Raw genomic sequence first — 24,564 nt, forward strand, 5'->3', positions numbered from 1 at the left:
GCTCAGGGCGCCGCGGCCGTCGCGGACAGCGTCCATTGCGCGACCAGTTCGGGCAACTGACTCATATCGTCGAACACATGGCGCGCGCCCGCCGCGTGCAGACGATCGATCTGCGCGTCGCTCGCATGACCGCCGCCGATAAAGCCTAGCACCGCCATGCCCGCCGCCGCGGCCGCCGTGACGCCGGTCACGCTGTCCTCGACGACGAGGCACGCGCCGGGCGCCAGCCCGAAGCCTTGCGCGGCCGCCAGATACACGTCCGGCGCGGGCTTCGGATTGGGCACCGCGTCGGCGCAGAACAACCGCTCGCCGAAAAAACGCTTCAGGCCCGTGCGCACCAGCACCGCCTCGACGTACGGCCGGAAGCTATTGCTCGCGCAGCCTTTGACGAGCGGCACCTGGTTCAGCGCGCGCTCGATGCCGTCGACCGCGGGCGCCTCGATCGCGGCCGCTTCGACCGCGCGGCGGATCGCGTCGATATCGTCGGCGCCGAGCTGTCTGCCGAGCTGCGTCGCGGTGTCCCGCAGTACGCGCTCGATGCGCAGCCCGAGCAGCGGCAGCACCACCGGCGCGACGTCGATGCCGGGCCAGCGCGCCTCGAGTTCGCGCACCAGCACGCGCGCGGCCACCGCTTCGCTGTCGATCAGCACGCCGTCGCAATCGCAGATCAGCGCATATCGCGCGATGCCTGGGCCTGCCGTCGACTCTGCCGTCATTTGACCGCCCCGAACGTGAGGCCGCGCACCAGCTGCTTCTGCGACAGCCAGCCGACGATCAGAATCGGCGCGACCGCCAGCAACGAAGCGGCCGACAACTTGGCCCAGAACAAACCTTCAGGACTGGAATACGACGCGATGAACACGGTCAGCGGCGCCGCGTTCGAGCTCGACAGGTTGATGCTCCAGAACGCCTCGTTCCACGACAGGATCACGAGCAGCAACGCGGTCGACGCGAGCCCGGGCAGCGCCATCGGCATCAGCAGATAGACGATCTCCTGCCACGTCGCCGCGCCGTCGATGCGCCCGGCTTCGAGAATGTCGCGCGGGATCTCGGCGAAGTACGTGAACGCCATCCAGACCGCGATCGGCAGATTGATCAGCGTGTAGACGATGATCAGGCCCGACACGGTATCCAGAAGGCCGCTGTTTTTCCACAGCAGATAGATCGGCACCAGCACGCCGACCGACGGCATCATCTTCGTCGACAGCATCCACAGCAGCACTTTCTGCGTGCGGCGCGTCGGGAAGAACGCCATCGCGTACGCGCACGGCACCGCAAGGATCAGGCACAGCAGCGTGACACCGACCGAGATCAGTATCGAGTTCCACGCGAACGCGAAGTAGTTGCTGCGCGCGAACACCTCGCGGAAGCTGTCGAGCGTCGGCGAGAAAAACAGCGACGACGCGTAGGCCTGCTGCTCGGTCTTGAACGCGGTGATCGTCATCCAGAAGATCGGGAAGAACAGCAGCAACGCGACGAGCCACGCGATCACGCCGGGAATGCCGCGACGAATCGTGTCGAACGGCGATTTGGTCGGCACCGCGACCGGCTGCGTCGTCGATGCCGTAGTGGAGGCAACGTGGCTCATTTTTCGTACTCCCCTTTCAGGTTCTTCGCGAGCATCCGCACGAGGAAGATCGACACGATATTGGCCAGCACGACCGCGAGAATACCGCCCGCCGAGGCCAGACCGACGTCGAATTGCTGCAGGCCGAGCGAGAAGATCAGGTACGACAGCGTGGTGGTCGCGTTACCGGGACCGCCGCCCGTGGTCGTGTAGATCTCGGCGAAGATCGACAGCAGGAAGATCGTCTCCATCATCACGACGACCGCGATCGCGCGTCTCAGATGCGGCAGCGTGATGTAGAAGAACATCGAGAACGGACCCGCGCCGTCGATCTTCGCGGCTTCCTTCTGCTCCTGGTCGAGCGACTGGATCGACGTGAACAGGATCAGGAACGCAAACGGCAGCCACTGCCACGCGACGATCATGATCACCGCGGTGAGCGGGTAGTCGGCGAACCAGTCGATCGGCTGCATGCCGAGCGCGCGCATGCCCTGCGCGACGAGGCCGTACACCGGGTGCAGGATCATGTTCTTCCAGATCAGCGCGCTGACCGTCGGCATCACGAAGAACGGGCCGATCGCCAGCAGGCGGGCCACGCCCTGCCCGTAGAACTTGCGATCGAACAGGATCGCCATCAGCACGCCGCCGACCACGGTGATCACCAGCACCCACACGATCAGCTCGATCGTATGTGCGATCGACGGGCCGAACGACGGATCGGTCGCGAGATAACGGTAGTTGTCGGCGCCAGCGAAGCCGCGCAGATCGGGATTGAGCAGGTTGTAGTGCGAGAACGAGAACCAGATCGTCATCGCGAGCGGAATGACCATCCACAGCACGAGCACGCCGACCGACGGCGCCACGAGCCAGCGGGCCGAACTGGCCTTACGCTGCTCGCGTTCCTTTTCTGTCTGGGGATGGGTTTGCATCAGAGGTAGGCGCAAAGGACGCATGATGGACCACCTGTTCGGTAATGCGCGGAGCGTTCGCCTGCACACCGCGTGGGTGCGATGCGGCGCAGGCGAACGGCCGCTCTGCTGCATGAGCCGCATCGGTCGATGCGGCAGGCCTGCCGGGTGACTGCTGCGCAGTTATTTCTGCGCAGCTACTTCTGCGGTTATTTCTGATAACCCGCCTGCTTGACCGCGCGATCCGCGGCCGCGTTGCCGGCGGCGAGCGCCTGGTCGACCGTCATCTGACCGGCGATCGCGCCGGAGATGCTCTGCCCGACCACGGTGCCGAACGACTGGAACTCGGGAATCCCGACGAACTGCACCCCGGTGTACGGGACCGGCTTCAAGGTCGGATGATCCGGGTCGGCGGTCTGAATCGCCTTCAGCACGAAGTCGCCGAACGGCGCGGCCTGCTTGTACTCGGGGCGCGCATAGGTGGACTGGCGCGTACCCGGCGGCACCGAGGCCCAGCCCTCATCCTTCGCGACCATTTCGATGTAATCCTTCGAGGTCGCCCACTCGATGAACTTCTTCGCCGCATCTTGCTGCTTCGACGACTTCGGAATCGCGAGCGCCCATGCCCACAGCCAGTGCGAGCCCTTCGGCGTAACCTCGATCGGCGCGGCCGCGAAGCCGACCTTGTCGGCGATCTGCGACTGCTGCTTGTTGTACAGCATGCCGGCGGCGACCGTCGCATCGATCCACATCGCGCACTTGCCCGACGACATCAGCGTCAGGTTTTCGTTGAAGCCGTTCGAGCTGGCTCCCGGAGGGCCGTCCTTCTTGAGCAGGTCGACGTAGAACGTCATCGCCTTCTTCCATTCGGGCGAGGTCAGCTGCGCGTGCCACTTTTCGTCGAACCAACGGCCTCCGAACGTATTCGCGACCGTCGTGCCGTACGCCATGTTCTCGCCCCAGCCCGCCTTGCCGCGCAGGCAGATGCCGTACTGCTCCTTGGGCTTGTCGGTGAGCTTGTCGGCGAATTGCGCGATCTGGTCGTAGGTCGGCTGGTCGGGCATCTTCAGGCCGGCCTTGTCGAACAGATCCTTGCGGTAATAGGTCATCGAGCTTTCGACATAGAACGGCAGCGCGTACAGCTGGCCGTTCGCGGACAGGCCGTCGCGGGCCGTCTTCACGACGTCGTTGAGGTCATAGCTCGCCGGCAGGTTCGTGATCGGCGCGAGCCAGCCGCGCTTGCCCCATTGCGGCGTTTCGTACGCGCCGATCGTCATCACGTCGAACTGGCCGCTGCCGGTCGTGATGTCGGTCGTCGCGCGCTGACGCAGCACGTTTTCCTCGAGGATCACCCAGTTCAGCTTGATGTCCGGATTCGCTTTTTCGAACGCGGGCGACAGCTTCTTCAGCTCGATCATGTCCGGGTTGTTCAGCGTCGCGATCGTCACCGTCGCCGCCGATGCGCTCAGCGCGAAGCAGGTGGCCGCGCCGGCACCGGCCGCCTTCAGCGCGAACTTGATAGTTGGTTTCATCGTTGTCTCCTTTCTCATACGTTATGTGATGCTGCGTTCGTTTGACGGAATGACGCGCCGCTCACAGCGGCCAACATGCCCGCTGCCAGCTCTTCTTTCAGCTCATCCAGTTGCCGCCGTCGACGTTCAGCGTCTGCGCGGTGATGTAGTCCGCATCGGCCGACGCGAGGAACAGCGCGGCGCCCGTCAGGTCGTCGGGCACGCCCATGCGGCCCAACGGCACCGCGTCGCCGACGAGGCGCTTCTTCTCGCCGAGCGGGCGGTTCTCGTAGCGCGCAAATAGCGCGTCGACCTCGTTCCACATCGGCGTGTCGACGACCCCCGGCGCGATGCCGTTCACGTTGATCTTATGCGGCGCGAGCGCGAGCGCCGCGGACTGCGTATAGCTCAACACCGCCGCCTTGGTCGCGCAGTAATGCGAAACGAGCGCCTCGCCGCGCCGCCCGGCCTGCGACGACATGTTGATGATCTTGCCGCCGCGGCCTTGCTCGACCATCTGCCGCGCGACCGCCTGCATCAGGAAGAACATGCCTTTCACGTTGACCGCGAACAGGCGGTCGAACACGTCCCAGGATTCGTCGAGGAGCGGGCGCATGTCGAACAGCGCCGCGTTGTTGAAGAGGATGTCGATCTGGCCGAAGCGGCCGACCGTGCTCGTGACGATGCGCTCGATGTCCTCGCGCAGGCGGACGTCGGCGTTGACGCTCAACACGCGCTCGCCGTAGGTGCCGCGCAGCGCGCCGCCGATGGTCTCGGTCGGCTTCACGTCGACCAGCACGCAGCGCGCGCCTTCGTCGAGGTAGCGCCGCGCCACCGCTTCACCGATACCGCTGGCCGCGCCCGTCAGAATGGCGACCTTATCCTGCAATCGTGCCACTGCCTGTCTCCGGTTCGTTTTTGCATTCTGGCGCGCAGTGAGCGAACGCTCATCGCGCGATCAATTGCTCGGTTAGTGATCGAATGATCGGATACGGACCGGGTCATGTCAAGGCACGCGGACGAATTTCGATGGTGCAGCGCGGCAGGCGCAATTGCATGGCGACGAGTGGTGGCCAAGGCACGCCCGGCGCTTGCAGCCGCGCGCAAATTCGCGCCGCTGACAAAAAAATCGCGATACGTTATATCATTTCCGACCTCGCGCACCCCGCGCGGGCCGCCCCGTCAGGAACCACGATGAAAACAATCGCCTCGATGTTCTCCGCAGCGCAACGCTCCCTGAAACAATCGACGTCTGTGCGCACGCATCTGTGCAGCTGTCTGCTAGCGCTCGCGGCGCTCGGCTTCGGCCACAGCGCGTTCGCCGCCGACGCGAAGATTCCGGTCGTCGCCGCTGAGAACTTTTATGGCGACGCGGTGCGGCAACTCGGCGGCGATCGCGTCGACGTGATCAGCATCCTCAGCAACCCGGACCAGGACCCGCATCTGTTCGAAGCGAACCCGGCCACCGCGCGCGCGTTGCAGCATGCGAGCCTCGTCGTCTACAACGGCGCCGACTACGATCCGTGGATGGCGAAGCTGCTGGCCGCATCGAAAGGCACGCAGCGCACCGTGATCGTGGCGGCCGAGCTGGTCGGCAGAAAAGGCGGCGACAATCCGCACCTGTGGTACGACCCGGCGACGATGCCGAAAGTCGCGCGTGCGGTGAGCGCCGCGCTCAGCGCTGCTGACCCGGCGCACAAGTCGGCGTACGATGCGAACCTCGCGAAGTTTCTCGATTCGCTGAAACCGATCGACGCGAAGCTCGCCGAGCTGCACGGCCGCTATGCGGGTCTGCCGGTCACCGCGACCGAGCCGGTGTTCGGCTATATGTCGGACGCGATTGGCCTCGCGATGCGCAACCAGCGCTTCCAGCTCGCCGCGATGAACGACACGGAAGCGAGCGCGGCCGATATCGCCGCGTTCGAACGCGACCTGCGCGAGCGGCGCGTGCGCGTGCTGATCTATAACAGCCAGGCGACCGAGGCACTGACCCAACGCATGCTGAAACTCGCGCAACAATCGAAGGTACCGACGATGAGCGTCACCGAGACACTGCCGGCCGGCAAGACCTATCAGACGTGGATGCTCACGCAACTCGACGCGCTGCAGAAGGCGCTGGCGGCGGGCGACACGACCGGCTCGAATGGCGCGACGAGCGCCAAAGGAAAGACGCCATGATTGCAATGGGCCATGGCGCGCCCGCGGGTGCGGTGCCGGACGCATCCACCGCAACCCGCGGCGACACGGCCGTGCTCGAGCTCGACAACGTGACGCTCCAGCTTGGCGGTCGCACGATCCTGCGCGACACCAGCTTCGTCGTGAACCAGGGCGAGTTTATCGGCGTGCTGGGACCGAACGGCGCGGGCAAGACGACGCTGATGCGCGCGGTGCTCGGCCTCGTGCCGGCCGCGAGCGGCGCGCTCCGCGTGCTCGGGCAGACGGTCGAGCGCGGCAACGCGTCGATTGGCTATATGCCGCAGACGCGCAGCGCGCTCGCCGGGCGCCGCGTGCGCGGCCGCGATCTCGTCGCGATGGCCGCCGACGGTCATCGCTGGGGGTTGCCGCACGCGGATGCGAAAACGCGCGCCGACGTCGACCGGGTGCTCGAGCTCGTCGGCGGTACGAGTCTCTCGAAGCGGCCGCTGTCGGAGCTATCGGGCGGCGAACGGCAGCGGCTGCTGCTCGCGCAGTGCCTGCTCGGCAATCCGAAGCTGCTGCTGCTCGATGAGCCGTTGATCAGTCTCGATCCGCATCATCAAAAGAGCGTCGTCGAACTCGTGCGGCGCGTGCAGCAGGAGCTCGGCATCGCGGTGCTGTTCTCCGCGCACGAACTCAATCCGCTGCTGAACTCGATCGATCGCGTGCTGTATCTCGGCAGCGGCGTCGCGGCGCTCGGCACCGTCGACGAAGTCATCACGCGGCCGGTGTTGTCACGTCTATACGGCTCGCCGATCGACGTGATGCGCGTGAACGGCCGCATCTTCGTGATGTCGGGCGGCGTCGAAGTCGAGAAGCACGATCACGAGCACGAACACGACGAGGACGGCGGACATCCGCATTCGCACGGTCGCTCGCATGACCACGGCCACGGTCATTCACACAGCCACTCTCATCAGCACGACTCACGCGACGGACACACGCACGATGTTTGAATACGATTTCATGGTGAACGCGTTCGCGGCGTCGGGGATCGTCGCGGTGCTGGCCGGCGTGGTCGGTTATTTTCTGGTGATGCGCGGACAGACGTTTGCCGGCCATGCGCTGTCGCATGTCGGCTTCACGGGCGCGACCGGCGCGGTGCTGGTCGGCATCTCGCCGGTCTGGGGGATGATCGGCTTCACGCTCGCGGCCGGTGTCGGCATGGGCGCGCTTGGCGAGCGGCTCGCCGGCCGCGACGTCGCGATCGGCGTGATTCTTTCCTTGTCGCTCGGCTTCGGGCTGCTGTTTCTGCACTTCTTCACCGCCTACGCGACGCAGGTGACGGCGCTGCTGTTCGGCAACGTCCTCGGCGTCAATACGTCGACGCTCGGCGTGCTGGCGGCGTTGGGCGTCGTCAGTCTGGTCGCGCTCGCGGCGATCATGCGGCCGCTGCTGTTCGCGTCGCTGCAACCGGAGTTGGCCGAAGCGAAGGGCGTGTCGCTGCGCCGCGTATCGGTGCTGTTTCTCGCGATCGCCGCGCTCGCGGTCGCGGCGTGCACGCAGATCGTCGGTGTGCTGCTCGTGTTCACGCTGATGGTCGGCCCGGCCGCCGCCGCGCAGAACCTGAGCACGCGGCTGTCCACCGGCCTCGTGCTTGCCGCCGCGTTCGCGCTCGCGCAGGCGTGGCTCGGGCTGACGCTCGCGTTCTATACCGATTGGCCGACGAGCTTCTGGATCACCGTGCTGTCGGCGGTGGTCTATGGCGGGAGTCTGCTGAAGCGGCACTGAGCCACGCTTGCGCCGCACACACGAAAAAACGGCGGCACCTCAGGTGCCGCCGTTTTGCTATTCGCATCGTGCTGTGCGGCGTTTTCAGCCGAGCAACACCCTCGCGTGATGCGCGAGATGATCGTCGATGAAGGTCGAGATGAAGTAGTAGCCGTGGTCGTAGCCCGCGTGCCGGCGCAACGTCAGCGGCTGACCCGCGGCCTTGCACGCCGCTTCGAACACGTCAGGATTGAGCTGCGTGGGCAGAAACTGATCCGCGAGGCCCTGATCGACGAGGATCCCTGCCGCGAATTTTCGCGTTGCGTGCGCGAGCAGCTCGCTCGCGTCGTATTGCTTCCATGCTTCGCGGTTCTCGCCGAGATAACCGCTGAACGCCTTCTCGCCCCACGGACAACGCATCGGCGCCGCAATCGGTGCGAACGCCGACACCGACCGATAGATGTCCGGATTGCGCAGCGCGAGCATCAGCGCGCCGTGCCCGCCCATCGAATGACCGAAGATGCCGAGGCGCTCGCCATCGATCGGCAGGTTCGCAAGCGCCGTTTCGCGCAACTCGTCGCGCACGTACGAGTACATGCGGTAGTTCCGCGCCCACGGCTCCTGCGTCGCGTCGAGATAAAAACCCGCACCGACGCCGAAGTCCCACGCATCGCTCTCGCCGGGCACGCCCGCGCCGCGCGGGCTCGTATCCGGCGCGATCAACGCGATGCCGTGCTGGGCTGCGAAGCGCTGCGCGCCGGCCTTGATCGCGAAAGTCTCTTCGGTGCACGTCAACCCCGCCAGATAGAACAGCGCGGGCACCTTCGCATTGCCCTGCAACGCCTGCGGCGGCAGATAGATCGAGAAGCGCATCGGCAGACCGATCGTGCGCGACTCGTGCCGGTAAAAGCGCTGCTCGCCGCCGTGACAGGCGTGCGACGATAGTAGTTCGAGCATCGCGACGCTCCTCTTTAGTACAGCACGACCGAGCGGATCGACTCGCCCTTCTTCATCAGCTCGAAGCCCTCGTTGATGCGCTCGAGCGGCAGACGGTGCGTGATCAGATCGTCGATATTGATCTTGCCTTCCATGTACCAGTCGACGATCTTGGGCACGTCGGTGCGCCCGCGCGCGCCGCCGAACGCCGAGCCTTTCCACTCGCGGCCTGTCACCAGCTGGAACGGCCGCGTGCTGATCTCTTCGCCCGCCGCCGCCACGCCGATGATGAACGACTGGCCCCAGCCCTTGTGCGTGCATTCGAGCGCCTGGCGCATCACCTTCACGTTGCCGATGCATTCGAACGAGTAGTCGGCGCCGCCGTCGGTCAGCTGCACGATGTGATCGACGACGTTCCCGACTTCATTCGGGTTGATGAAGTGCGTCATGCCGAACTTCTTTGCGAGTTCGACGCGCCCCGGATTGAGATCGACACCGATGATCTTGTCGGCACCGACCATTTTCGCGCCCTGGATCACATTGAGCCCGATGCCGCCAAGCCCGAATACGACCACGTTGGCGCCCGCCTCGACCTTCGCCGAATACACGACCGCGCCGACGCCGGTCGTCACGCCGCAGCCGATGTAGCAGATCTTGTCGAACGGCGCGTCCTCGCGCACCTTGGCGACGGCGATCTCCGGCACGACGATGTAGTTCGAGAACGTCGACGTACCCATGTAGTGAAACAGCGGCTTGCCATCGAGCGAGAAGCGCGAGGTCGCGTCGGGCATCAGGCCCTTGCCTTGAGTCGAGCGGATCGCCTGACACAGGTTGGTCTTGCGCGACAGGCAGAACTTGCACTGGCGGCATTCGGGCGTGTAAAGCGGAATCACGTGATCGCCCTTCTTCAGCGTGCCGACGCCCGGCCCGACATCGACGATCACGCCCGCGCCTTCATGGCCGAGAATCGCCGGGAAGAGGCCTTCGGGGTCGGCGCCCGACAGCGTGTAGTAGTCGGTGTGGCAGATGCCCGTCGCCTTCACTTCGATCAGGACTTCACCGGCGCGCGGACCTTCGAGATCGACTTCTTCGATCGTCAACGGCGCGCCGGCTTTCCATGCGATTGCTGCTTTGGTCTTCATCGTCAATGCTCCTATGAGTCCGTGAATGCGTGAATGCGAAAAGGCATCGCGTGCTTGAAGATGGCGTGGCGCGCGAAAAGCGTCATGGTATTGCAAAGTGCGTGACCGCAGCGTTGCCGATGGCCGCGCTCACCACTGCTACTTCGCTTCGCGCGGCGCGCCAGCACCGAACCACGGCTCGATCCGTTGATACAGATCGACGAAGCGCGCATAGCGTTCCGCAAGCGCCGCATCGCCTCGCGGACCCGCGACGCGCGTCGCGCCCGGCGCGAGCGCGGCGAGATCGCGCGTGTGCCAGTGGCCGCACGCGAGACCGCCGAGGATCGCCGCGCCGCGCGGCGCCGCGTTCGGACAATCGACCGCGTGCAGTTCGACGTCCAGCGCATCGGCGAGCAGTTGTCGCCAGCGCGCATCGACCGAGCCACCACCGGCGAGCTTGAGCGCCGTCACCGGCGCGCCGCTCGCACGAATCGCGTCGAGCCCCGCGCGCAGCGAAAACGCGACGCCCTCGAACGCCGCACGCATCATCGCGCCGCGCGTATGCTCGAGCGACAGGCCAAGCCAGCCGCCGCGCGCCTGCGGGTTCAGCCACGGCGTGCGCTCGCCGGTCAGGTAGGGCAGGAAGCTGAGCGTTGATGGGGCATCAGCGGCGGCATCAGCGCTGGCATCGGCCGTATCGCCGAATGCCTCGCGGTAAGCCTGCGCCCACTCGTACGACAGCCACCCGCGCACCCGCTCCAATGCGATGCCGACGTTCTGCATTGCCGCCATCCGATACCAGTGATCGCTCGCCGCGCGATAGCGATGCAAGCCCTTGAACGGCGCCGGCTGGTCGTTCGCGAGCACGACAATCTGTCCGCCGGTGCCGGTCGTCAGCAGTGCGTCGCCATCACGCGCGAGTCCGCTGCCGAGCGCCGCGCACGGCGTGTCGGCGCCGCCGGTTGCCAGCGCGATGCCGGCGCGCAAGCCGAGCGCCTGCGCGGCCTGCGGCGACAGCGCGCCCGATGCCGCATACGACGGCGCCAGCGGCGCGAACCATTCGCGCGGAATCTCGAGCCGTTCCAGCAGCGCCGCGTCCCACGCGCCGGCGGGATCGGCGAGCGCGGTCGCGCACGCGTCGGACGCATCGGTCACGCACGCGCCACCGAGCGCGACGCGCAGCCAGTCCTTCGGCTGCAGCGCCCAGCGGGTGCGGCGCGCGGCTTCGGGCTCATGCGTCACCAGCCAGCGCAGCAGTGGACCGGCCATGCCGGGCGCGACCGGATTCTGTTGCGGCTCGGGCCACGCATCGAGCACGGCGAGCGCGCGCGAGTCGGGCCACAGCATCGCGCGCCGCACCGCCGCGCGGTTTGCATCGAGCAATACGACACCGTGCATCTGGCCGGACAAGCCGATCGCGCGCACGCCGTCACGCAGCTCGCGCGGCAGGCTCGCCATCGCATCGACGAGCGCGTTCCACCAGGTGTCGACGTCGATTTCTGCCCAGCCCGCGTGCGGCGTAACGAGCGCATAAGCGACGCTCGACATCGCCTGCTCGCGGCCATGTTCGTCGACGATTGCCACTTTCAGGGAGCCGGTGCCGAGGTCGATGCCAAGAAAACTCATGAGCGCAGTGACGTTGAAATAAGAAATGAACCGGCGAGGCTCTCGACCAGCGCGGAAAGCGAAGCCGGATAACCCCGCCGCGGCGATACCGCGAACGTTTAGCGAACGGGTCGGAAAACACGAGGAAAAAGGCCCTTCGCGGGTTAACCCCGCATGCGGCGAGCCGTCGTCAAAACGGAACTATGTGCGCAGCGTGATACACGTCATCGATTCTCACACATATCCCCGCCGGCGACGAAGCCGCGCCAGGCACGCGACGTCCGCGCGCAATGGCCGCCGCATCGGCCTCGCCGCCTGGCCGCAGCCGATCGGTCGAACGCGCGGCTTTAATTCGCCTTTCAAACGACGCCTGCGCATATCGTCGCCGGGAATGCCGGAATAGCCACGTATGGTCTTGTTGCGAATTTTCGTCGCCGATACCTTGGAGTCATCCCAACACGAGACGGTGGAGACTGACGATATGCAAGCGAACACGGTTCACCCGTGCGACGAGCGCCTACCCGCGGGTCAGTTGCTCACTCTTGGCATTCAGCACGTACTGGTCATGTACGCCGGCGCGGTCGCGGTGCCGCTGATCATCGGCGCGGCGTTGAAACTGCCCAAAGACCAGGTCGCCTTCCTGATCAGCGCCGATCTGTTTTCCTGCGGCATCGCCACGCTGATCCAGACGCTCGGACTGTGGATCTTCGGCATCCGTCTGCCCGTCATCATGGGCTGCACGTTCGCGGCCGTCGGCCCGATGGTCGCGATCGGCGCCAATCCTTCGCTGGGCATCCTCGACATCTTCGGCTCGACGATCGCGGCCGGCGTGATCGGCATTCTGCTCGCGCCCGCGGTCGGCAAACTGTTGCGCTTCTTCCCGCCGGTCGTGATCGGCGTCGTGATTTCGGTGATCGGCCTGTCGCTGATGGAAGTCGGCATCAACTGGGCAGCCGGCGGCGTCGGCAATCCCGACTACGGCAATCCGGTCTACCTCGGTCTATCGTTCCTCGTGCTGACGCTGATCCTGCTCATCAACAAGTTTGCCAGGGGTTTCGTCGCCAATATCTCGGTGCTGCTCGGCATCGTCGCGGGCTTCGTGATCGCGCTGCTGCTCGGCCGCGTCAACATGGACGGCGTCACGCACGCGCCGTGGGTCGGCTTCGTGATGCCGTTCCACTTCGGCCTGCCGCACTTCGATCCGCTGTCGATCGCGACGATGGTCACCGTGATGTTCGTCACTTTCATCGAATCGACCGGCATGTTCCTCGCGGTCGGCGACATGGTCGATCGTCCGGTCGATCAGCAGACGCTGGTGCGCGGCTTGCGCGTCGACGGGCTCGGCACGCTGATCGGCGGCATCTTCAATTCGTTTCCGCATACGTCGTTTTCGCAGAACGTCGGGCTAATCGGCGTGACCGGCGTGAAGAGCCGCTTCGTCTGCGCGATGGGCGGCGTGATCCTCGTGCTGCTCGGCCTCTTTCCGAAGATGGCGCAGGTGGTCGCGTCGGTGCCGGCGTTCGTGCTCGGCGGCGCGGGTATCGTGATGTTCGGCATGGTCGCGGCGAACGGCATCAAGGTGCTGTCGCGGGTGGACTTCGTCAGGAATCAACACAATCTGTTCATCGTCGCGGTCAGCGTCGGGCTCGGCCTCGTGCCGGTCGTGTCGCCGCACTTCTTCTCGCAACTGCCGCCGGCGCTGTCGCCGCTGCTGCATAGCGGGATTCTGCTCGCGTCGGTGTCGGCGGTCGTGCTGAACCTGATTTTCAACGGCGTGAAGAGCGAGAACAAGGCGACGAGCGAGCTTCGCCGCGCCGGGCACGATCTCGACGCCGGCGCGCTCGGCGAACCGCGGCACAACGAGATGCTGCGGGCGGCGGACCTGCATTGAGCATTTGATGCAGCGCCGAGGCAGCGAGCGGCGCCGAACGACGCGCATCAACGAAAACGCCACGGCATGCCGTGGCGTTTTCGTTTGCTTCAGCGCTTCGTCAACGAGGCGCTTAACCTGCCGTTGCCGCCGAAGCCGCGACCGGCGCGCTCGCCGCACCGTAGTCGACCGGCGCGTCGGCGGGACGCTGCTGATCGCCGGTGTGCTCGACCCAGCCGCCGCCGAGCGCCTGGTATAGCGTGACCAGGTTCTGCAGGCGCTCCATGCGCGCGGTAACCAGTTGCTGCTGAGCCGCGTACAGCGAGGTCTGCGCGGTCAGCACCGACAGATAGCTGTCGACACCGTTCGTGTAACGGAGGGTCGACAGGTCCAGCCGCCGCTGCTCGGCCGCGACCTCGCGCTCGAGCGCCGCGATCTGTTCATCGTACGTGCCGCGCGCGGCCAGTCCATCCGCCACTTCGCGGAAGGCCGTCTGGATCGCCTTTTCATACGTGGCGATCTGCACGTTCTTCTCGATGTCGGCGAGATTGAGGTTGGCCATGTTCTGCCCGCCCTCGAAGATCGGCAGCGTGATGGACGGCGCAAAGCTCCAGGCCGCCGAACCCGGCTTGAACAGACCGCCGAGCGTCGGGCTCAGCGTGCCGACGCTGCCGGTCAGCGTGACCCTCGGGAAGAACGCCGCGCGCGCCGCGCCGATGTTCGCGTTGGCCGCGAGCAGATTCTCCTCGGCTTCCATGATGTCGGGACGACGCGTCAGCAAATCGGACGGCAGACCCGCCGGAATATCCGTGAGCAGGTTCTGGTCGTTCAGCGGCAGGCCGCTCGCCAGATCAGCCGGCAACGGCTCGCCGATCAGCAGCACCAACGCATTGTCAGCCTGGGCCCGCAAACGCGCCTGCGCCTGCAGGTTGGCGTTCGCGGTCTCGACGACCGTTTCCGCCTGGCGCAGATCCAGTTCCGAACCCGTACCGTTGTCGAACTGCAGTTTGGTGATCCGGTACGACTCCTGCGCCGTCTTGAGCGTGTTCTGCGTGACCTTCAGCAGATCGTCCAGTTCGAGCACCGTCATGTACTGGTTCGCCACCTGGGTCACCAGCGAGATTTCCGCCGCCTTGCGCGCCTGCGCGGTACCGAGGTACGTGGCCAATGCCTGATCTTTCAGGCTCTGCACGCGCCCGAAGAAGTCGATTTCCCACGACGCGTTCAAGCCCACCGAGTACGTGTTGGAAATCGTCGGGGCGTTGGGCGACGCCAGCAGATCGCGCGGCGTGCGCTGCCGGCTCTGCGAAGCTGCGGCGTCGAGCGTCGGGAACAGGCCCGCGCGCACGATCCGGTACTGCGCCGCCGACGCCTGCATGTTCAGCACCGACACACGCAGATCGCGGTTGTTCTTCAGCGCGATTTCGATCAGCTGCTGCAGACGCGGATCGACGAAGAAATCGCGCCAGCCGATGTCGGCGGCGGCGTGGCCGGTTGCGCTGCGCGCGCCATGTGTGCCCGGCTGTTGGTCGTAGACGCCGCCCGTCGGGAAAGTCGCCGTCACGGGCGCGGCGGGCCGCTCGTAGTGCGGTGCCAGCGTGCAACCCGCGACGAGCAGCGCGACGGCCACTGCAATCAAAGAGTGTTTTTGCATCTCAATGCCCATCCTTGCCCGAGCCATTGCCATCCGACCCGTCGGCCGTGCCACCCGCCGCGCCGCCTTGCGGATCGTGCGGATGGTGCTGTTGGTAGTGGCGCAGCGCCTCATCCGGGTCTTCCTTCTCGCCGCCGAACTTCGCGCGAATCACGACGAAGAACATCGGAATCATGAAGATGGCGAGGAAGGTCGCCGTCAACATCCCGCCGATCACGCCGGTACCGATCGCGTGCTGGCTGGCCGACCCCGCGCCGTTACTGATGGCGAGCGGCAACACGCCGAGAATGAACGCGAGCGAGGTCATCAGGATCGGACGCAACCGCAGACGCGCCGCTTCGAGCGCGGCCTCGACCGGCCCCATGCCTTCACCCTGCTGCAGTTCTCGCGCGAATTCCACGATCAGAATCGCGTTCTTCGCCGACAGACCGACCGTGGTCAGCAGACCCACCTGGAAGAACACGTCGTTCTCGAGCCCGCGCAGCGTCGCGGCCAGCAGCGCGCCGATTATGCCGAGCGGCACGACCATGATCACCGAGAACGGGATCGACCAGCTTTCATACAGCGCCGCGAGACACAGGAACACCACGAGGATCGAGATGCCATACAGAATCGGCGCCTGCGAACCCGACTGACGCTCCTGCAGCGACAGACCCGTCCACTCGTAGCCAATGCCCGCGGGCAGCTTCTTGACGATCGCTTCCATCGCCACCATCGCCTGACCGGTCGACTTGCCCGGCGCGGCCGCACCCTGGATTTCCACCGACGAGATACCGTTGTAGCGCTCGAGCTTCGGCGAACCGAAGGTCCACTCGGTGCTGGCGAAGGATGAGAACGGCACCATCGCGCCCGCGCCGTTGCGCACGAACCAGGCATTCACGTCTTCCGGTTTCATCCGGAACGGTGCGTCGCCCTGCAGGTAAACTTTCTTGATACGGCCGTCCGTGTCGAGGAAGTTGTTCACGTACGACGAGGCCCAGGCGATCGAGAACGTCTGGTCGATCGAGGCAAGCGACACGCCGAGCGCCGAAGCCTTCTCGTGGTCGATGCTCACCTTGAACTGCGGCGTATCGTTCAGGCCGTTCGGACGCACCTGCGCGAGCGTCGGATCTTTCGCCGCCAGACCGAGCAGCATGTTGCGCGCTTCCATCAGCTTCGCGTGACCGAGACCCCCGCGGTCCTGCAGCTGGAAGTCGAAGCCCGCCGCGGTGCCGAGTTCGGGAATCGACGGCGGATTGACCGGATACACGACCGCGTTCTTGTAGCTGCTGAAGTGCATGAACAGACGCCCAACGAGTGCCTGCACTTTCTGGTCCGCGTGCTGACGCTGCGAGTAGTCCTTCATCCGCACGAACACGAGACCCGCGTTCTGGCCGCGACCCGCGAAGCTGAAGCCGTTCACCGTGAAGGTCGATTCGACGATCGCCTTCTCGTCGTTCAGCAGATAGTCCGACACGTCCTTCAGCGCGCGGGCGGTGGTTTCCTGCGTCGAGCCCGATGGCGTTTGCACGAGCACGAACATCGTGCCCTGGTCTTCGTCCGGCAGGAACGACTTCGGCAGACGCACGAACAACAGGCCCACCGCAAAGATCACCACCATGTAGATGATGAGCCAGCGGCCCGAGCGCTTGATCACGTGGTGCACGCCAGAGTGGTATTTGTCGCGGCTGGTGTTGAAGGTGCGGTTGAACCAGCCGAAGAAGCCGGTGGCTTTTTCGTGATGACCCTTCGGAATCGGCTTCAGGATCGTCGCGCACAGCGCCGGCGTCAGAACCAGCGCGACGAGCACGGACAGCACCATCGCCGCGACGATCGTCAGCGAGAACTGCCGGTAAATCGCACCGACCGAGCCGCCCGAGAACGCCACCGGCACGAACACCGCCGACAGCACGAGCGCCACGCCAACGAGCGCGCCGGTGATCTGGTCCATCGCCTTGCGGGTTGCGTCGCGAGGCGATAAGCCCTCCTCCTGCATCACCCGCTCGACGTTTTCCACCACCACGATTGCGTCGTCCACCAATAGGCCGATCGCGAGCACGAGACCGAACATCGACAGCACGTTGATCGAGAAACCGACCACGCTCATGATCGCGAAGGTACCGAGCAGCACCACCGGCACCGCGATGGTCGGGATCAGCGTGGCGCGCAGGTTCTGCAGGAACAGGTACATGACGAGGAACACCAGCACGATACCTTCGAGCAGCGTCTTGACCACTTCCTCGATCGACAGGCGCACGAACGGCGTCGTGTCGTACGGGTACTGCACCACGAGACCGTGCGGGAAGTACTTCGACAGTTCGGCGATCTTCGTGCGCACCGCCTTCGCGGTGGCGAGCGCGTTCGCGCCTGTGGCGAGCTGGATACCGAAGCCTGCCGTCGGCTGACCGTTGTACTTGGTGTCGAAGTTGTAGTTTTCGCCGCCCAGTTCGACGCGCGCCACGTCGCGCAGACGCACCTGCGAGCCGTCCTGGTTCACCTTCAGCAGGATGTTGCCGAACTGCTCGGGCGTATTGAGCAGCGTGGCCTGCGTGATCGTGGCCTGCAGCACCTGCCCCGGCACCGACGGCGTACCGCCGAGCGAGCCGCCCGCAACCTGCACGTTCTGCGCCTGCAGCGCGGAGGAGACGTCGAGCGGCGTCAGGCCGAAGTTGTTCAGCTTGTTCGCGTCGAGCCAGATCCGCATCGCGTACTGCGAGCCGAACAGCGTCACCGTGCCCACGCCATCGATACGGCTGACCGGATCCTGAATGTTCGACGCCACGTAGTTCGCGAGGTCGTACTTGTTCATGCTGCCGTCGGTCGACACGAACGCCATCACCATCAGGAAGCTGCTGCTCGACTTCGTGACCCTGGTGCCGAGCTGCTGCACCGCTTGCGGAAGCAGTGGCGTGGCGAGCTGCAGCTTGTTCTGCACCTGCACCTGCGCGATGTCAGGGTTGGTGCCGGCCGCAAACGTCAGCGTGATGGTGGCCGTGCCCGAGTCGTCCGAGGTCGACGCGAGGTACAGCAGGTGGTCCAGACCGCTCATCTGCTGCTCGATCACCTGCGTGACGGTGTTTTCCACCGTCTTCGCAGAAGCACCCGGGTAGGTTGCGCTGATCTGGATCGACGGCGGCGCGATGGTCGGGTATTGCGCGATCGGCAGCGTGAACACCGACGCGAGACCCGCGAGCATCAGGATGATGGCGATCACCCATGCAAAAATCGGGCGATCAATAAAGAACTTTGCCATGAAGCGGGCTCCCTGTTATTACGCGCCCGAGGCGGCGGAGGCAGGCTGAGCCGCGGGTTGAGCCGCGGGTTGACCTGTCTGTGCGCCGCCCGCGACCGCGTCGGAAGCCGGGGCGCCGGGCAGCTGTGCCGCCACGGGCTTGACCTGCTGGCCGGGACGCGCCTTGTCGGTGCCCTGGACGATCACGCGGTCACCCGCTTTCAGTCCGTCCGACACCACCCAGTACGAGCCGAAGGTGCCCGTGGTGACGAGCTGACGCAGCCCGACCTTGTTGTCGTTGTCGACGACGAGCGCGGTGGGTTGACCCTTCTGGTCGTGCGTGACGCCGACTTGCGGCACGATCAGCGCATTCTGGTTCACGCCCTCGTCGATCTTCGCGCGCACGAACATGCCCGGCAGCAGCACGTGGTTCGGGTTCTTGAAGATCGCGCGCACCGTGACCGAGCCGGTGCCCGGGTCGACGGTCACGTCGGTGAACTGCAGCTTGCCCTTCTCGGGATAGACGCGACCGTCCTCCAGCACCAGCGTGACCTGCGCGGCGCCCGGGCCGCTCGTCTTCAGACGCCCTTCCTGCATATCGCGGCGCAGCTTCAGCCCCTCGAGACTCGATTGCGTGAGGTCGACGTAGACCGGGTCGAGCTGCTGGACCGTGGCCATCAGCGTGGCCGCGCTCTGCTGCACGAAGGCGCCCGGCGTGACCTGCGACACGCCGATCTGGCCGGTCACGGGCGAGGTCACGTCGGTATAGCCGAGGTTGATCTGCGCGGTATCGACCGCGGCCTTGCCCGCGGCGACGTCGGCGGCGGCCTGGCCTTCGGCGGCGACCGCGTTGTCGTAGTCCTGCTTGCTGACCGCGTTCGCCGCGACCAGCACCTTATAGCGATTGGCCTGCGCGGTGGTCGTCACCAGGTTCGCCTGCGCCTTCGCGAGCGATGCCTTCGCATTGTTCAACGACGCGATGTACGGCGCCGGATCGATTTTGTACAGACGCTGGCCGGCCTTGACCTCGCTACCCTCCGTGAACTCGCGGCGCAGCACGATGCCGTCGACCCGCGCGCGCACCTGCGCGACGAGGAAGGCACTGGTACGGCCAGGCAGTTCGGTGATGACGGGCACCGTCGTCGGCTGGAGGGTGACGACGCCGACTTCGGGCGTCTGTGGCGGCGGGGCAGATTGTTTTGGTCCGCACGCCGCCAGCAAAATGGCAGCCGTCGCGGCACTGATTAAGCGGAATGGAACCCGTTCGACGCGCATGGAGCGACCTCTGTCAAAGACTGAGTAATGAAAAAGTGCGCGCATCCCTACCCCCGGGGGACGACAGCGCACACAGGCGTCTCGCGACGCTCAACCGGAAAGCCCATGAATGCAAACCTGCGCTTGCAGGGCACCTTGCTACGAACGCGCCGTACCGGGGAATGCCGCACAGTGCCGCCGTTTGACGGCTGCGGTAGCGCTTTCGAAAGGCAACAGTGACGGATATTAACCGGTCGTCACGGCTTGGGCTATCCGATCGTGGGGTGCTATTATATATACATTCATGAATGCATGTAAAAGTGCATTTACTTTTCCTGAACGGGCGGAGAGCGCAAATTCAGCCGCGATTCGCTTTGGAAGTAATCAAATTGTCATCGGACCGACTTAAAACCGCCGCATAAACCCGCGATCAGCGCAGGTCACACCAATATGGTCAGAAGAACCAAAGAAGAGGCGTTGGAGACACGCAACCGGATTCTCGACGCGGCCGAACAGGTCTTTTTCGAGAAAGGCGTATCACGCACATCGCTGGCCGACATCGCGCAGGCCGCGGGGGTCACGCGCGGCGCCATTTATTGGCATTTCGCGCACAAGAGCGAGCTCTTCACCGCCATGTTCGACCGCGTGCTGCTGCCGCTCGACGAACTGAAGGCGGCGTCGCTCGATCCCAACGAAGCCGATCCGCTTGGGCGCCTCATGGAAATCTGCATGGTCTGCCTGCGTGATACCGCCAACGATCCGCGCCGCCGCCGCGTGTTCGACATTCTGTTTCTGAAGTGCGAGCTGGTCGAAGACATGGGGCCGGTGATGGAACGGTATCAGACCAACATGCGCGAGGGGCTCGCGAAGATTGCGGGCGGCCTGCGCAACGCGATCTCCAAAGGCCAGATGCCCGCCGATCTCGACACGAAGCTTGCCGCGGCGATGGTGCACGCGTTCGTCGGCGGCTCGTTGCGCGACATGCTGTTCTTGCCCGACGCGACCGACTTCGGCGCACACGCGCAGCGGATGGTGGAAGCGATGTTCGACGCCTTGCGCCTGAGTCCGGCGTTGCGCACGAGCGCGGCGGCGTAGAAGGTGCGCAAAGGTTGCGGGTTGGGGAAGCGGGCGGCTCGGTGAACCGCCCGTTTCTGTTGGTCGACCGGATGATCCGCCCGCTGCATCGACTTCAGGCAACCGCGCGCCGCGCTCGTGCCGTCTGGTTCGACGCATAAATGTTGCCGCGCTCGAGCGGTGCACCGCTCTGCAGCGCCGCGATCCACTGATCGGTGCTCGCGACCGCCGCGAAGCGCGACTGCAGCACCACACTGAACACGCGATGAATCTCCTCCGCGCTCGCGAAGCCCGCGCTGTTTTCGTATGGCACCGAGCCGGTCGCGTCGTGCAGGAACTCGACCGCGAGCCCGGCATGCACGGCGTGGTTGATCGTCGATGCATCGCAGTTGTGGGTCATATACCCGGTGACGGTCAACGTATCGATCCGCCGGGCGGCGAGCCAGTCGGCCAGATCGGTGCCTGCGAAGGCGCTCGGCAGCGACTTCTCGACGAAATGGTCATGAGCGCGCGAGCTCACCACCGTGTGCAGTTCCACGCCCGCGCTGCCGCGCGCGAACAGCGGCGAGGTGGCGGGCGCGACGTTCTGCACGACCACGACCGGCACGTCGGCGGCGCGCGCCGCATCGATCGCACGGCCGATGTTGGCGAGCGACGTGCGCACGTCTGGAAATTCGATCGGCAGGTCGCCGCTCACGTATTCGTTCTGCACGTCGATGACGATCAGCGCACGGCGCGGCGCGGGTGTGGTCATGGCAAGGCTCCTTGTCGGAAAAAACGGTCGGTGGCGTGAACGACAGCATTGTTGCTCCGCTGCCCGGCCACCGATAGCGACCCGAATGACAAGCTTCGCTAGAATCGGGCCATACTTCTTGCATTCATGAGACACCCGGCATGGCCACCTTCGCATCTTCCGACGATGTCTACGACCACGTGCCGCGCCACGTAGTCGCCGTCGTCGCGTTCGACGGCATCAGCCCGTTTCACCTGTCGGTGCCCTGTGTCGTGTTCGGCGAAGACCGCAGGGGCGGCGGTGCTCCCGCTTTCGACTTCCGCGTCTGCGCCGCCGAAACGGGCACGCTCGCGACGACAGCGGGCTTCTCGATCGCGGTCACGCACGGACTCGAAGCCCTCGCCGACGCGCAGACGATCATCGTGCCGAGCTGGCGCGATCCCGACGAAACGCCGCCCGCCGCGCTTCTCGACGCGCTGACGGCCGCGCATGCGCGCGGCGCCCTGCTCGTCGGCCTGTGCCTCGGCGCTTACGTGCTGGCCGCGGCGGGTCTCCTCGATGGACGGCCCGCTTCGACGCACTGGGCCTGGGCCGACGACTTCGCGCGCCGCTACCCGCGGGTGCGGCTCGACCCCGACGTACTGTACGTCGACGACGGCAACATGCTGACCTCGGCCGGCACAGCCGCCGGCCTCGACTGCTGCCTGCACGTGCTGCGCAACATCTGCGGCGCGCGCGTGGCGAATCAGATCGCGCGCCGGCTCGTCGTGTCGCCGCATCGCCAGGGTGGCCAGGCGCAATACGTGCAGCAGCCGATGCCGCCGAACCCGCGCGGCGACCGTCTGTCCGGCCTGCTCGACTGGGTGAGCGGCAACCTGGCCGCGCCGCATACGCTCGACGCGCTCGCCGCGCGCGCGCTGATGAGCCGCCGCACATTCACGCGACGCTTCCGGCTCGCGACCGGCACCACCGTGGGCGCGTGGCTGCTCTTGCAGCGGCTCTCGCGTGCGCAACAACTGCTGGAAAGCACCGACGAGTCGGTCGAAGCGATTGCAGCGAGCGCCGGATTCGGCTCGGCCGCATCGCTGCGGCAGCATTTCGCGGACGCGTTTCGGACGTCGCCGAGTGCGTGGCGGCGGGAGTTTCGGGGGGATTAGATGGAGGCGGCGGGAGCACCGCTAATTCGTAGTGCGTCACCGAGATTTCGTAGTCGCACGGGCACGTCGGGCGTGTTTCACCAGACGCTGCGCGCAACTCCGCGCCTCAATGCTCGCTGAGCCAGCGTGCGATATACAACAACAGCGCGACCAGAAAAATCATTCCGGCCCACGCCCAGTACGGCACGACATGCTGACCGGGTTCTTGATGCGACACACCATGCGACCAGCTATGCGACGCGCTTGCCGCTCGTCCCGGCAGCGCATGGCTGTGCTCGATGCGCGCGCGCCGCGCGATGCCACCGAGCGTGATCGGCCGCAAAAACACGTACTGCCGACGTGGCACCGTGCCACGCGCGCGGTTCGGTCCCTTGCCGTGCTTGGCGCGCACGACGGCGTCGAACTCGGCGAAAAAATCGTCGGCAAGCTGACGAAGCGCGTTCTCGAGTTGGCGCGTCGGCAGCTCGGCGAGCGGTCCCGACGACGTGGCCCACAACGTGTAATCGATACGCGTGCCGCGTTCCCGGCCATCGTCAGCGCGCAAACGCACTTCCATCTGACCGCGCAACGCGCCGATGCCCTCGGCCCGAGCCTTGAAGCTGACGGTGCGGCGCTGCGCGTCCGCCGGGCCGGAATCCTGGCCGGCGACGTGCGCGCGTGCTTCGTAACGCGCGCGCAACGGGCCGAGCGGCACGGTCACCGTCAGCGCGTATTCGCCGTGAGCGAGACGCACGAACGACTCGCAGTTGTCGAGGCTGGCACGCAACAGCGCAAGGTCCTGCAACGCGTCCCAGACCTCGGACGGCGCCAGCGGAATCCGTAACGCGTCGTTCAGTTCCATGACAACCCCCTGACGAACGCGCCGACTGCGGGATCAGGACGTCTGATCGATGCGGTCGACGCGCGATGCGTAAAAAGCGAGATAGCCCTTGATGCGACCGACCTGCTCGAACGGCGCTTCGTAGCTCCATACCGCGTTCTCGACCACGCCATCTTCGGTGAGCAGGTGGAAGTAGGAGGCGTCACCCTTGAACGGGCAATGCGACGTGTGCGCCGAGCGTTCGAGCCGGGCCATGTTCACGTGCTCGCGCGGAAAATAGAACACGTCGGCCAAACCGGTCTCCGACAGCGTCAGCGCGGCCTGGGTGTCGGCCATCGTCACGCCACCGTGAATGACGCGCACGCGGTGGCCGTTCTCGCGGATCTCGATGGTATGGCCGTCCGGCCGTCCCGCAGATGTCGACGCATCGCTCATGTCCAGTCTCCGTGATGGGTTTGGCGCTGCACTGCCGGCTGTTGCCGCCGGAACGGCAAGCCACGGGTCATGCCCGTGGCTTCATTATCGGCCAAACTTCGGCCGATTGTGCGAGCTTCCTGCGCGGCGGCGGACGGATCGACCCGTTATTACTTCACGTTCCAGATGAACGCGGATTTGACGTTGCCGTGCGCCGGCACCGTAACCGAGCGGCTTTGCTCGCTGTCGTTGTATTTCGCGTGCACCGTGTAGCGGCCGGGGCTCAGGCGCACCAGCATGAACGGTCCGCGCGACGTCGTGTTCAGCACTTCGCCGTGATGCGCATCGTCGATACGCACGTGCACATCGGCGAGAAACTCGCCGTTCGGTCCGGTGAAGCGCAGCGTCAGTGGCCACTGGCTTTGCGCTTGTCGCAGCGCGCGCGATTCGTCGAGGCCGACGCCGCCCGATACATACGACACATCGCCCTGTTGCTGGACCTGCGGCAGACCGCCGCCATTGGTGTTGCCCGCGCTGGTGTTGTCGGTAGTCGAGCCGCCGGTCACGCCCGCCTGCTGCGCGTGCGCGCCGCCGGCCATTCCGAGCGTGAGCGCCGCGCACAGCGCGACGGCTACCAGCCTTTGCTGATTGCGTTGGATTTTCATCGGTTCGCTCTCCTTGTTAAAGTCCTTGCCCAATCCGTGGACGGGCCAAACCAAGAGCCACGCAACTCATGTGCCATCCGTTCGATTGCGTCGACGGAGCACGCCCGACCATCGCGGCATCGATCCGCGGGGCGCGCCTCGGCCTGTCCGCCCAGCAC

21 protein-coding genes are annotated in these 24,564 nt (G+C 65.6%); 6 read left to right on the forward strand and 15 right to left on the reverse strand.

The window, feature by feature from the left end; translation table 11 throughout:
- Positions 1-2: 2 nt before the first annotated feature.
- The 5 genes from BJG93_RS13190 to BJG93_RS13210 all read right to left on the reverse strand — a co-directional run bounded on the left by BJG93_RS13190 (position 3) and on the right by BJG93_RS13210 (position 4,884).
- Positions 3-716: an HAD family hydrolase gene (locus tag BJG93_RS13190; RefSeq protein WP_027198712.1), complete on the reverse strand. Its 714-nt coding sequence runs from the start codon at positions 714-716 to the stop codon at positions 3-5.
- Positions 713-1,588 carry a carbohydrate ABC transporter permease gene (locus BJG93_RS13195; protein ID WP_027198713.1) on the reverse strand — a complete coding sequence of 292 codons (876 nt, stop codon included), beginning with the start codon at positions 1,586-1,588 and terminating at the stop codon, positions 713-715. The genes BJG93_RS13190 and BJG93_RS13195 overlap by 4 nt, the downstream gene beginning before the upstream one ends.
- Positions 1,585-2,520 carry a carbohydrate ABC transporter permease gene (locus BJG93_RS13200; RefSeq protein WP_027198714.1) on the reverse strand — a complete coding sequence of 312 codons (936 nt, stop codon included), beginning with the start codon at positions 2,518-2,520 and terminating at the stop codon, positions 1,585-1,587. The genes BJG93_RS13195 and BJG93_RS13200 overlap by 4 nt, the downstream gene beginning before the upstream one ends.
- A gap of 164 nt (positions 2,521-2,684) precedes the next feature.
- Positions 2,685-4,007 (reverse strand): ABC transporter substrate-binding protein, encoded by a 1,323-nt coding sequence (locus BJG93_RS13205; RefSeq protein ID WP_027198715.1) that lies wholly within the window; start codon positions 4,005-4,007, stop codon positions 2,685-2,687.
- 97 nt (positions 4,008-4,104) lie between these two features.
- Positions 4,105-4,884: an L-iditol 2-dehydrogenase gene (locus tag BJG93_RS13210; protein WP_034479684.1), complete on the reverse strand. Its 780-nt coding sequence runs from the start codon at positions 4,882-4,884 to the stop codon at positions 4,105-4,107.
- Positions 4,885-5,180: 296 nt separating this feature from the next.
- Between BJG93_RS13210 and BJG93_RS13215 the strand changes: the two genes are divergently transcribed.
- Genes BJG93_RS13215 through BJG93_RS13225 form a run of 3 tightly spaced genes read left to right on the forward strand, consistent with a single transcriptional unit; the run spans position 5,181 to position 7,913 of the window.
- Positions 5,181-6,164 carry a metal ABC transporter solute-binding protein gene (locus BJG93_RS13215; protein ID WP_027198717.1) on the forward strand — a complete coding sequence of 328 codons (984 nt, stop codon included), beginning with the start codon at positions 5,181-5,183 and terminating at the stop codon, positions 6,162-6,164.
- On the forward strand, positions 6,161-7,138 hold the full coding sequence (locus BJG93_RS13220; RefSeq protein WP_027198718.1) for an ABC transporter ATP-binding protein: 978 nt from the start codon (positions 6,161-6,163) through the stop codon (positions 7,136-7,138). The genes BJG93_RS13215 and BJG93_RS13220 overlap by 4 nt, the downstream gene beginning before the upstream one ends.
- Positions 7,131-7,913, forward strand: coding sequence for a metal ABC transporter permease (locus BJG93_RS13225; protein ID WP_027198719.1), 783 nt, complete (start codon positions 7,131-7,133; stop codon positions 7,911-7,913). The genes BJG93_RS13220 and BJG93_RS13225 overlap by 8 nt, the downstream gene beginning before the upstream one ends.
- A gap of 84 nt (positions 7,914-7,997) precedes the next feature.
- Here the strand turns inward: BJG93_RS13225 and fghA are convergent, their stop codons facing one another.
- From fghA to BJG93_RS13240, 3 genes are all read right to left on the reverse strand, one after another.
- Positions 7,998-8,849: an S-formylglutathione hydrolase gene (fghA, locus tag BJG93_RS13230; RefSeq protein WP_027198720.1), complete on the reverse strand. Its 852-nt coding sequence runs from the start codon at positions 8,847-8,849 to the stop codon at positions 7,998-8,000.
- Between the two features lie 14 nt (positions 8,850-8,863).
- Positions 8,864-9,970, reverse strand: coding sequence for an S-(hydroxymethyl)glutathione dehydrogenase/class III alcohol dehydrogenase (locus tag BJG93_RS13235; protein WP_027198721.1), 1,107 nt, complete (start codon positions 9,968-9,970; stop codon positions 8,864-8,866).
- A 138-nt stretch (positions 9,971-10,108) separates the two neighbouring features.
- Entirely contained in the window at positions 10,109-11,575 is a 1,467-nt protein-coding gene (locus BJG93_RS13240) for a xylulokinase (RefSeq protein WP_027198722.1), read from the reverse strand.
- Between the two features lie 460 nt (positions 11,576-12,035).
- Here BJG93_RS13240 and BJG93_RS13245 point away from each other — a divergent pair, with 460 nt between their 5' ends.
- Positions 12,036-13,445, forward strand: coding sequence for a nucleobase:cation symporter-2 family protein (locus BJG93_RS13245; protein ID WP_027198723.1), 1,410 nt, complete (start codon positions 12,036-12,038; stop codon positions 13,443-13,445).
- A gap of 112 nt (positions 13,446-13,557) precedes the next feature.
- Here the strand turns inward: BJG93_RS13245 and BJG93_RS13250 are convergent, their stop codons facing one another.
- The 3 genes from BJG93_RS13250 to BJG93_RS13260 are packed head-to-tail and all read right to left on the reverse strand — an operon-like array spanning position 13,558 to position 19,564.
- The gene (locus BJG93_RS13250) at positions 13,558-15,078 is read right to left on the reverse strand and encodes an efflux transporter outer membrane subunit (protein ID WP_027198724.1); all 1,521 of its coding nucleotides are present in this window, start codon (positions 15,076-15,078) and stop codon (positions 13,558-13,560) included.
- 1 nt (position 15,079) lies between these two features.
- Positions 15,080-18,310 carry an efflux RND transporter permease subunit gene (locus tag BJG93_RS13255; protein ID WP_027198725.1) on the reverse strand — a complete coding sequence of 1,077 codons (3,231 nt, stop codon included), beginning with the start codon at positions 18,308-18,310 and terminating at the stop codon, positions 15,080-15,082.
- A gap of 18 nt (positions 18,311-18,328) precedes the next feature.
- Positions 18,329-19,564: an efflux RND transporter periplasmic adaptor subunit gene (locus tag BJG93_RS13260; RefSeq protein ID WP_027198726.1), complete on the reverse strand. Its 1,236-nt coding sequence runs from the start codon at positions 19,562-19,564 to the stop codon at positions 18,329-18,331.
- A gap of 429 nt (positions 19,565-19,993) precedes the next feature.
- Here BJG93_RS13260 and BJG93_RS13265 point away from each other — a divergent pair, with 429 nt between their 5' ends.
- Positions 19,994-20,638 carry a TetR family transcriptional regulator gene (locus BJG93_RS13265; RefSeq protein WP_027198727.1) on the forward strand — a complete coding sequence of 215 codons (645 nt, stop codon included), beginning with the start codon at positions 19,994-19,996 and terminating at the stop codon, positions 20,636-20,638.
- Between the two features lie 94 nt (positions 20,639-20,732).
- Here the strand turns inward: BJG93_RS13265 and BJG93_RS13270 are convergent, their stop codons facing one another.
- A complete protein-coding gene (locus BJG93_RS13270; RefSeq protein ID WP_027198728.1) occupies positions 20,733-21,371 on the reverse strand; it encodes an isochorismatase family protein in 639 nt (212 codons plus the stop codon).
- Positions 21,372-21,511: 140 nt separating this feature from the next.
- Here BJG93_RS13270 and BJG93_RS13275 point away from each other — a divergent pair, with 140 nt between their 5' ends.
- Positions 21,512-22,507, forward strand: coding sequence for a helix-turn-helix domain-containing protein (locus BJG93_RS13275; RefSeq protein WP_027198729.1), 996 nt, complete (start codon positions 21,512-21,514; stop codon positions 22,505-22,507).
- 106 nt (positions 22,508-22,613) lie between these two features.
- Here BJG93_RS13275 and BJG93_RS13280 read toward each other — a convergent pair whose 3' ends face one another.
- The 3 genes from BJG93_RS13280 to BJG93_RS13290 form a co-directional block, all read right to left on the reverse strand.
- A complete protein-coding gene (locus BJG93_RS13280) occupies positions 22,614-23,348 on the reverse strand; it encodes a CoxG family protein (protein ID WP_027198730.1) in 735 nt (244 codons plus the stop codon).
- A gap of 33 nt (positions 23,349-23,381) precedes the next feature.
- Positions 23,382-23,762, reverse strand: a complete 381-nt coding sequence (locus BJG93_RS13285; protein WP_027198731.1) for a DUF427 domain-containing protein — start codon at positions 23,760-23,762, stop codon at positions 23,382-23,384.
- 149 nt (positions 23,763-23,911) lie between these two features.
- A complete protein-coding gene (locus BJG93_RS13290) occupies positions 23,912-24,406 on the reverse strand; it encodes a carboxypeptidase regulatory-like domain-containing protein (protein ID WP_027198732.1) in 495 nt (164 codons plus the stop codon).
- Positions 24,407-24,564: the final 158 nt, after the last annotated feature.

Origin of the sequence: Paraburkholderia sprentiae WSM5005 (genome assembly GCF_001865575.2) — a bacterium.
GTDB lineage: Bacteria > Pseudomonadota > Gammaproteobacteria > Burkholderiales > Burkholderiaceae > Paraburkholderia > Paraburkholderia sprentiae.

Coding starts and splice junctions, on each gene's coding strand:
- BJG93_RS13190 (WP_027198712.1), bottom strand. CDS start 716: ATGACGGCAGAGTCGACGGCAGGCCCAGGCATCGCGCGATATGCGCTG.
- BJG93_RS13195 (WP_027198713.1), bottom strand. CDS start 1,588: ATGAGCCACGTTGCCTCCACTACGGCATCGACGACGCAGCCGGTCGCG.
- BJG93_RS13200 (WP_027198714.1), bottom strand. CDS start 2,520: ATGCGTCCTTTGCGCCTACCTCTGATGCAAACCCATCCCCAGACAGAA.
- BJG93_RS13205 (WP_027198715.1), bottom strand. CDS start 4,007: ATGAAACCAACTATCAAGTTCGCGCTGAAGGCGGCCGGTGCCGGCGCG.
- BJG93_RS13215 (WP_027198717.1), top strand. CDS start 5,181: ATGAAAACAATCGCCTCGATGTTCTCCGCAGCGCAACGCTCCCTGAAA.
- BJG93_RS13220 (WP_027198718.1), top strand. CDS start 6,161: ATGATTGCAATGGGCCATGGCGCGCCCGCGGGTGCGGTGCCGGACGCA.
- BJG93_RS13225 (WP_027198719.1), top strand. CDS start 7,131: ATGTTTGAATACGATTTCATGGTGAACGCGTTCGCGGCGTCGGGGATC.
- fghA (WP_027198720.1), bottom strand. CDS start 8,849: ATGCTCGAACTACTATCGTCGCACGCCTGTCACGGCGGCGAGCAGCGC.
- BJG93_RS13235 (WP_027198721.1), bottom strand. CDS start 9,970: ATGAAGACCAAAGCAGCAATCGCATGGAAAGCCGGCGCGCCGTTGACG.
- BJG93_RS13240 (WP_027198722.1), bottom strand. CDS start 11,575: ATGAGTTTTCTTGGCATCGACCTCGGCACCGGCTCCCTGAAAGTGGCA.
- BJG93_RS13245 (WP_027198723.1), top strand. CDS start 12,036: ATGCAAGCGAACACGGTTCACCCGTGCGACGAGCGCCTACCCGCGGGT.
- BJG93_RS13250 (WP_027198724.1), bottom strand. CDS start 15,078: ATGCAAAAACACTCTTTGATTGCAGTGGCCGTCGCGCTGCTCGTCGCG.
- BJG93_RS13255 (WP_027198725.1), bottom strand. CDS start 18,310: ATGGCAAAGTTCTTTATTGATCGCCCGATTTTTGCATGGGTGATCGCC.
- BJG93_RS13260 (WP_027198726.1), bottom strand. CDS start 19,564: ATGCGCGTCGAACGGGTTCCATTCCGCTTAATCAGTGCCGCGACGGCT.
- BJG93_RS13265 (WP_027198727.1), top strand. CDS start 19,994: ATGGTCAGAAGAACCAAAGAAGAGGCGTTGGAGACACGCAACCGGATT.
- BJG93_RS13270 (WP_027198728.1), bottom strand. CDS start 21,371: ATGACCACACCCGCGCCGCGCCGTGCGCTGATCGTCATCGACGTGCAG.
- BJG93_RS13275 (WP_027198729.1), top strand. CDS start 21,512: ATGGCCACCTTCGCATCTTCCGACGATGTCTACGACCACGTGCCGCGC.
- BJG93_RS13280 (WP_027198730.1), bottom strand. CDS start 23,348: ATGGAACTGAACGACGCGTTACGGATTCCGCTGGCGCCGTCCGAGGTC.
- BJG93_RS13285 (WP_027198731.1), bottom strand. CDS start 23,762: ATGAGCGATGCGTCGACATCTGCGGGACGGCCGGACGGCCATACCATC.
- BJG93_RS13290 (WP_027198732.1), bottom strand. CDS start 24,406: ATGAAAATCCAACGCAATCAGCAAAGGCTGGTAGCCGTCGCGCTGTGC.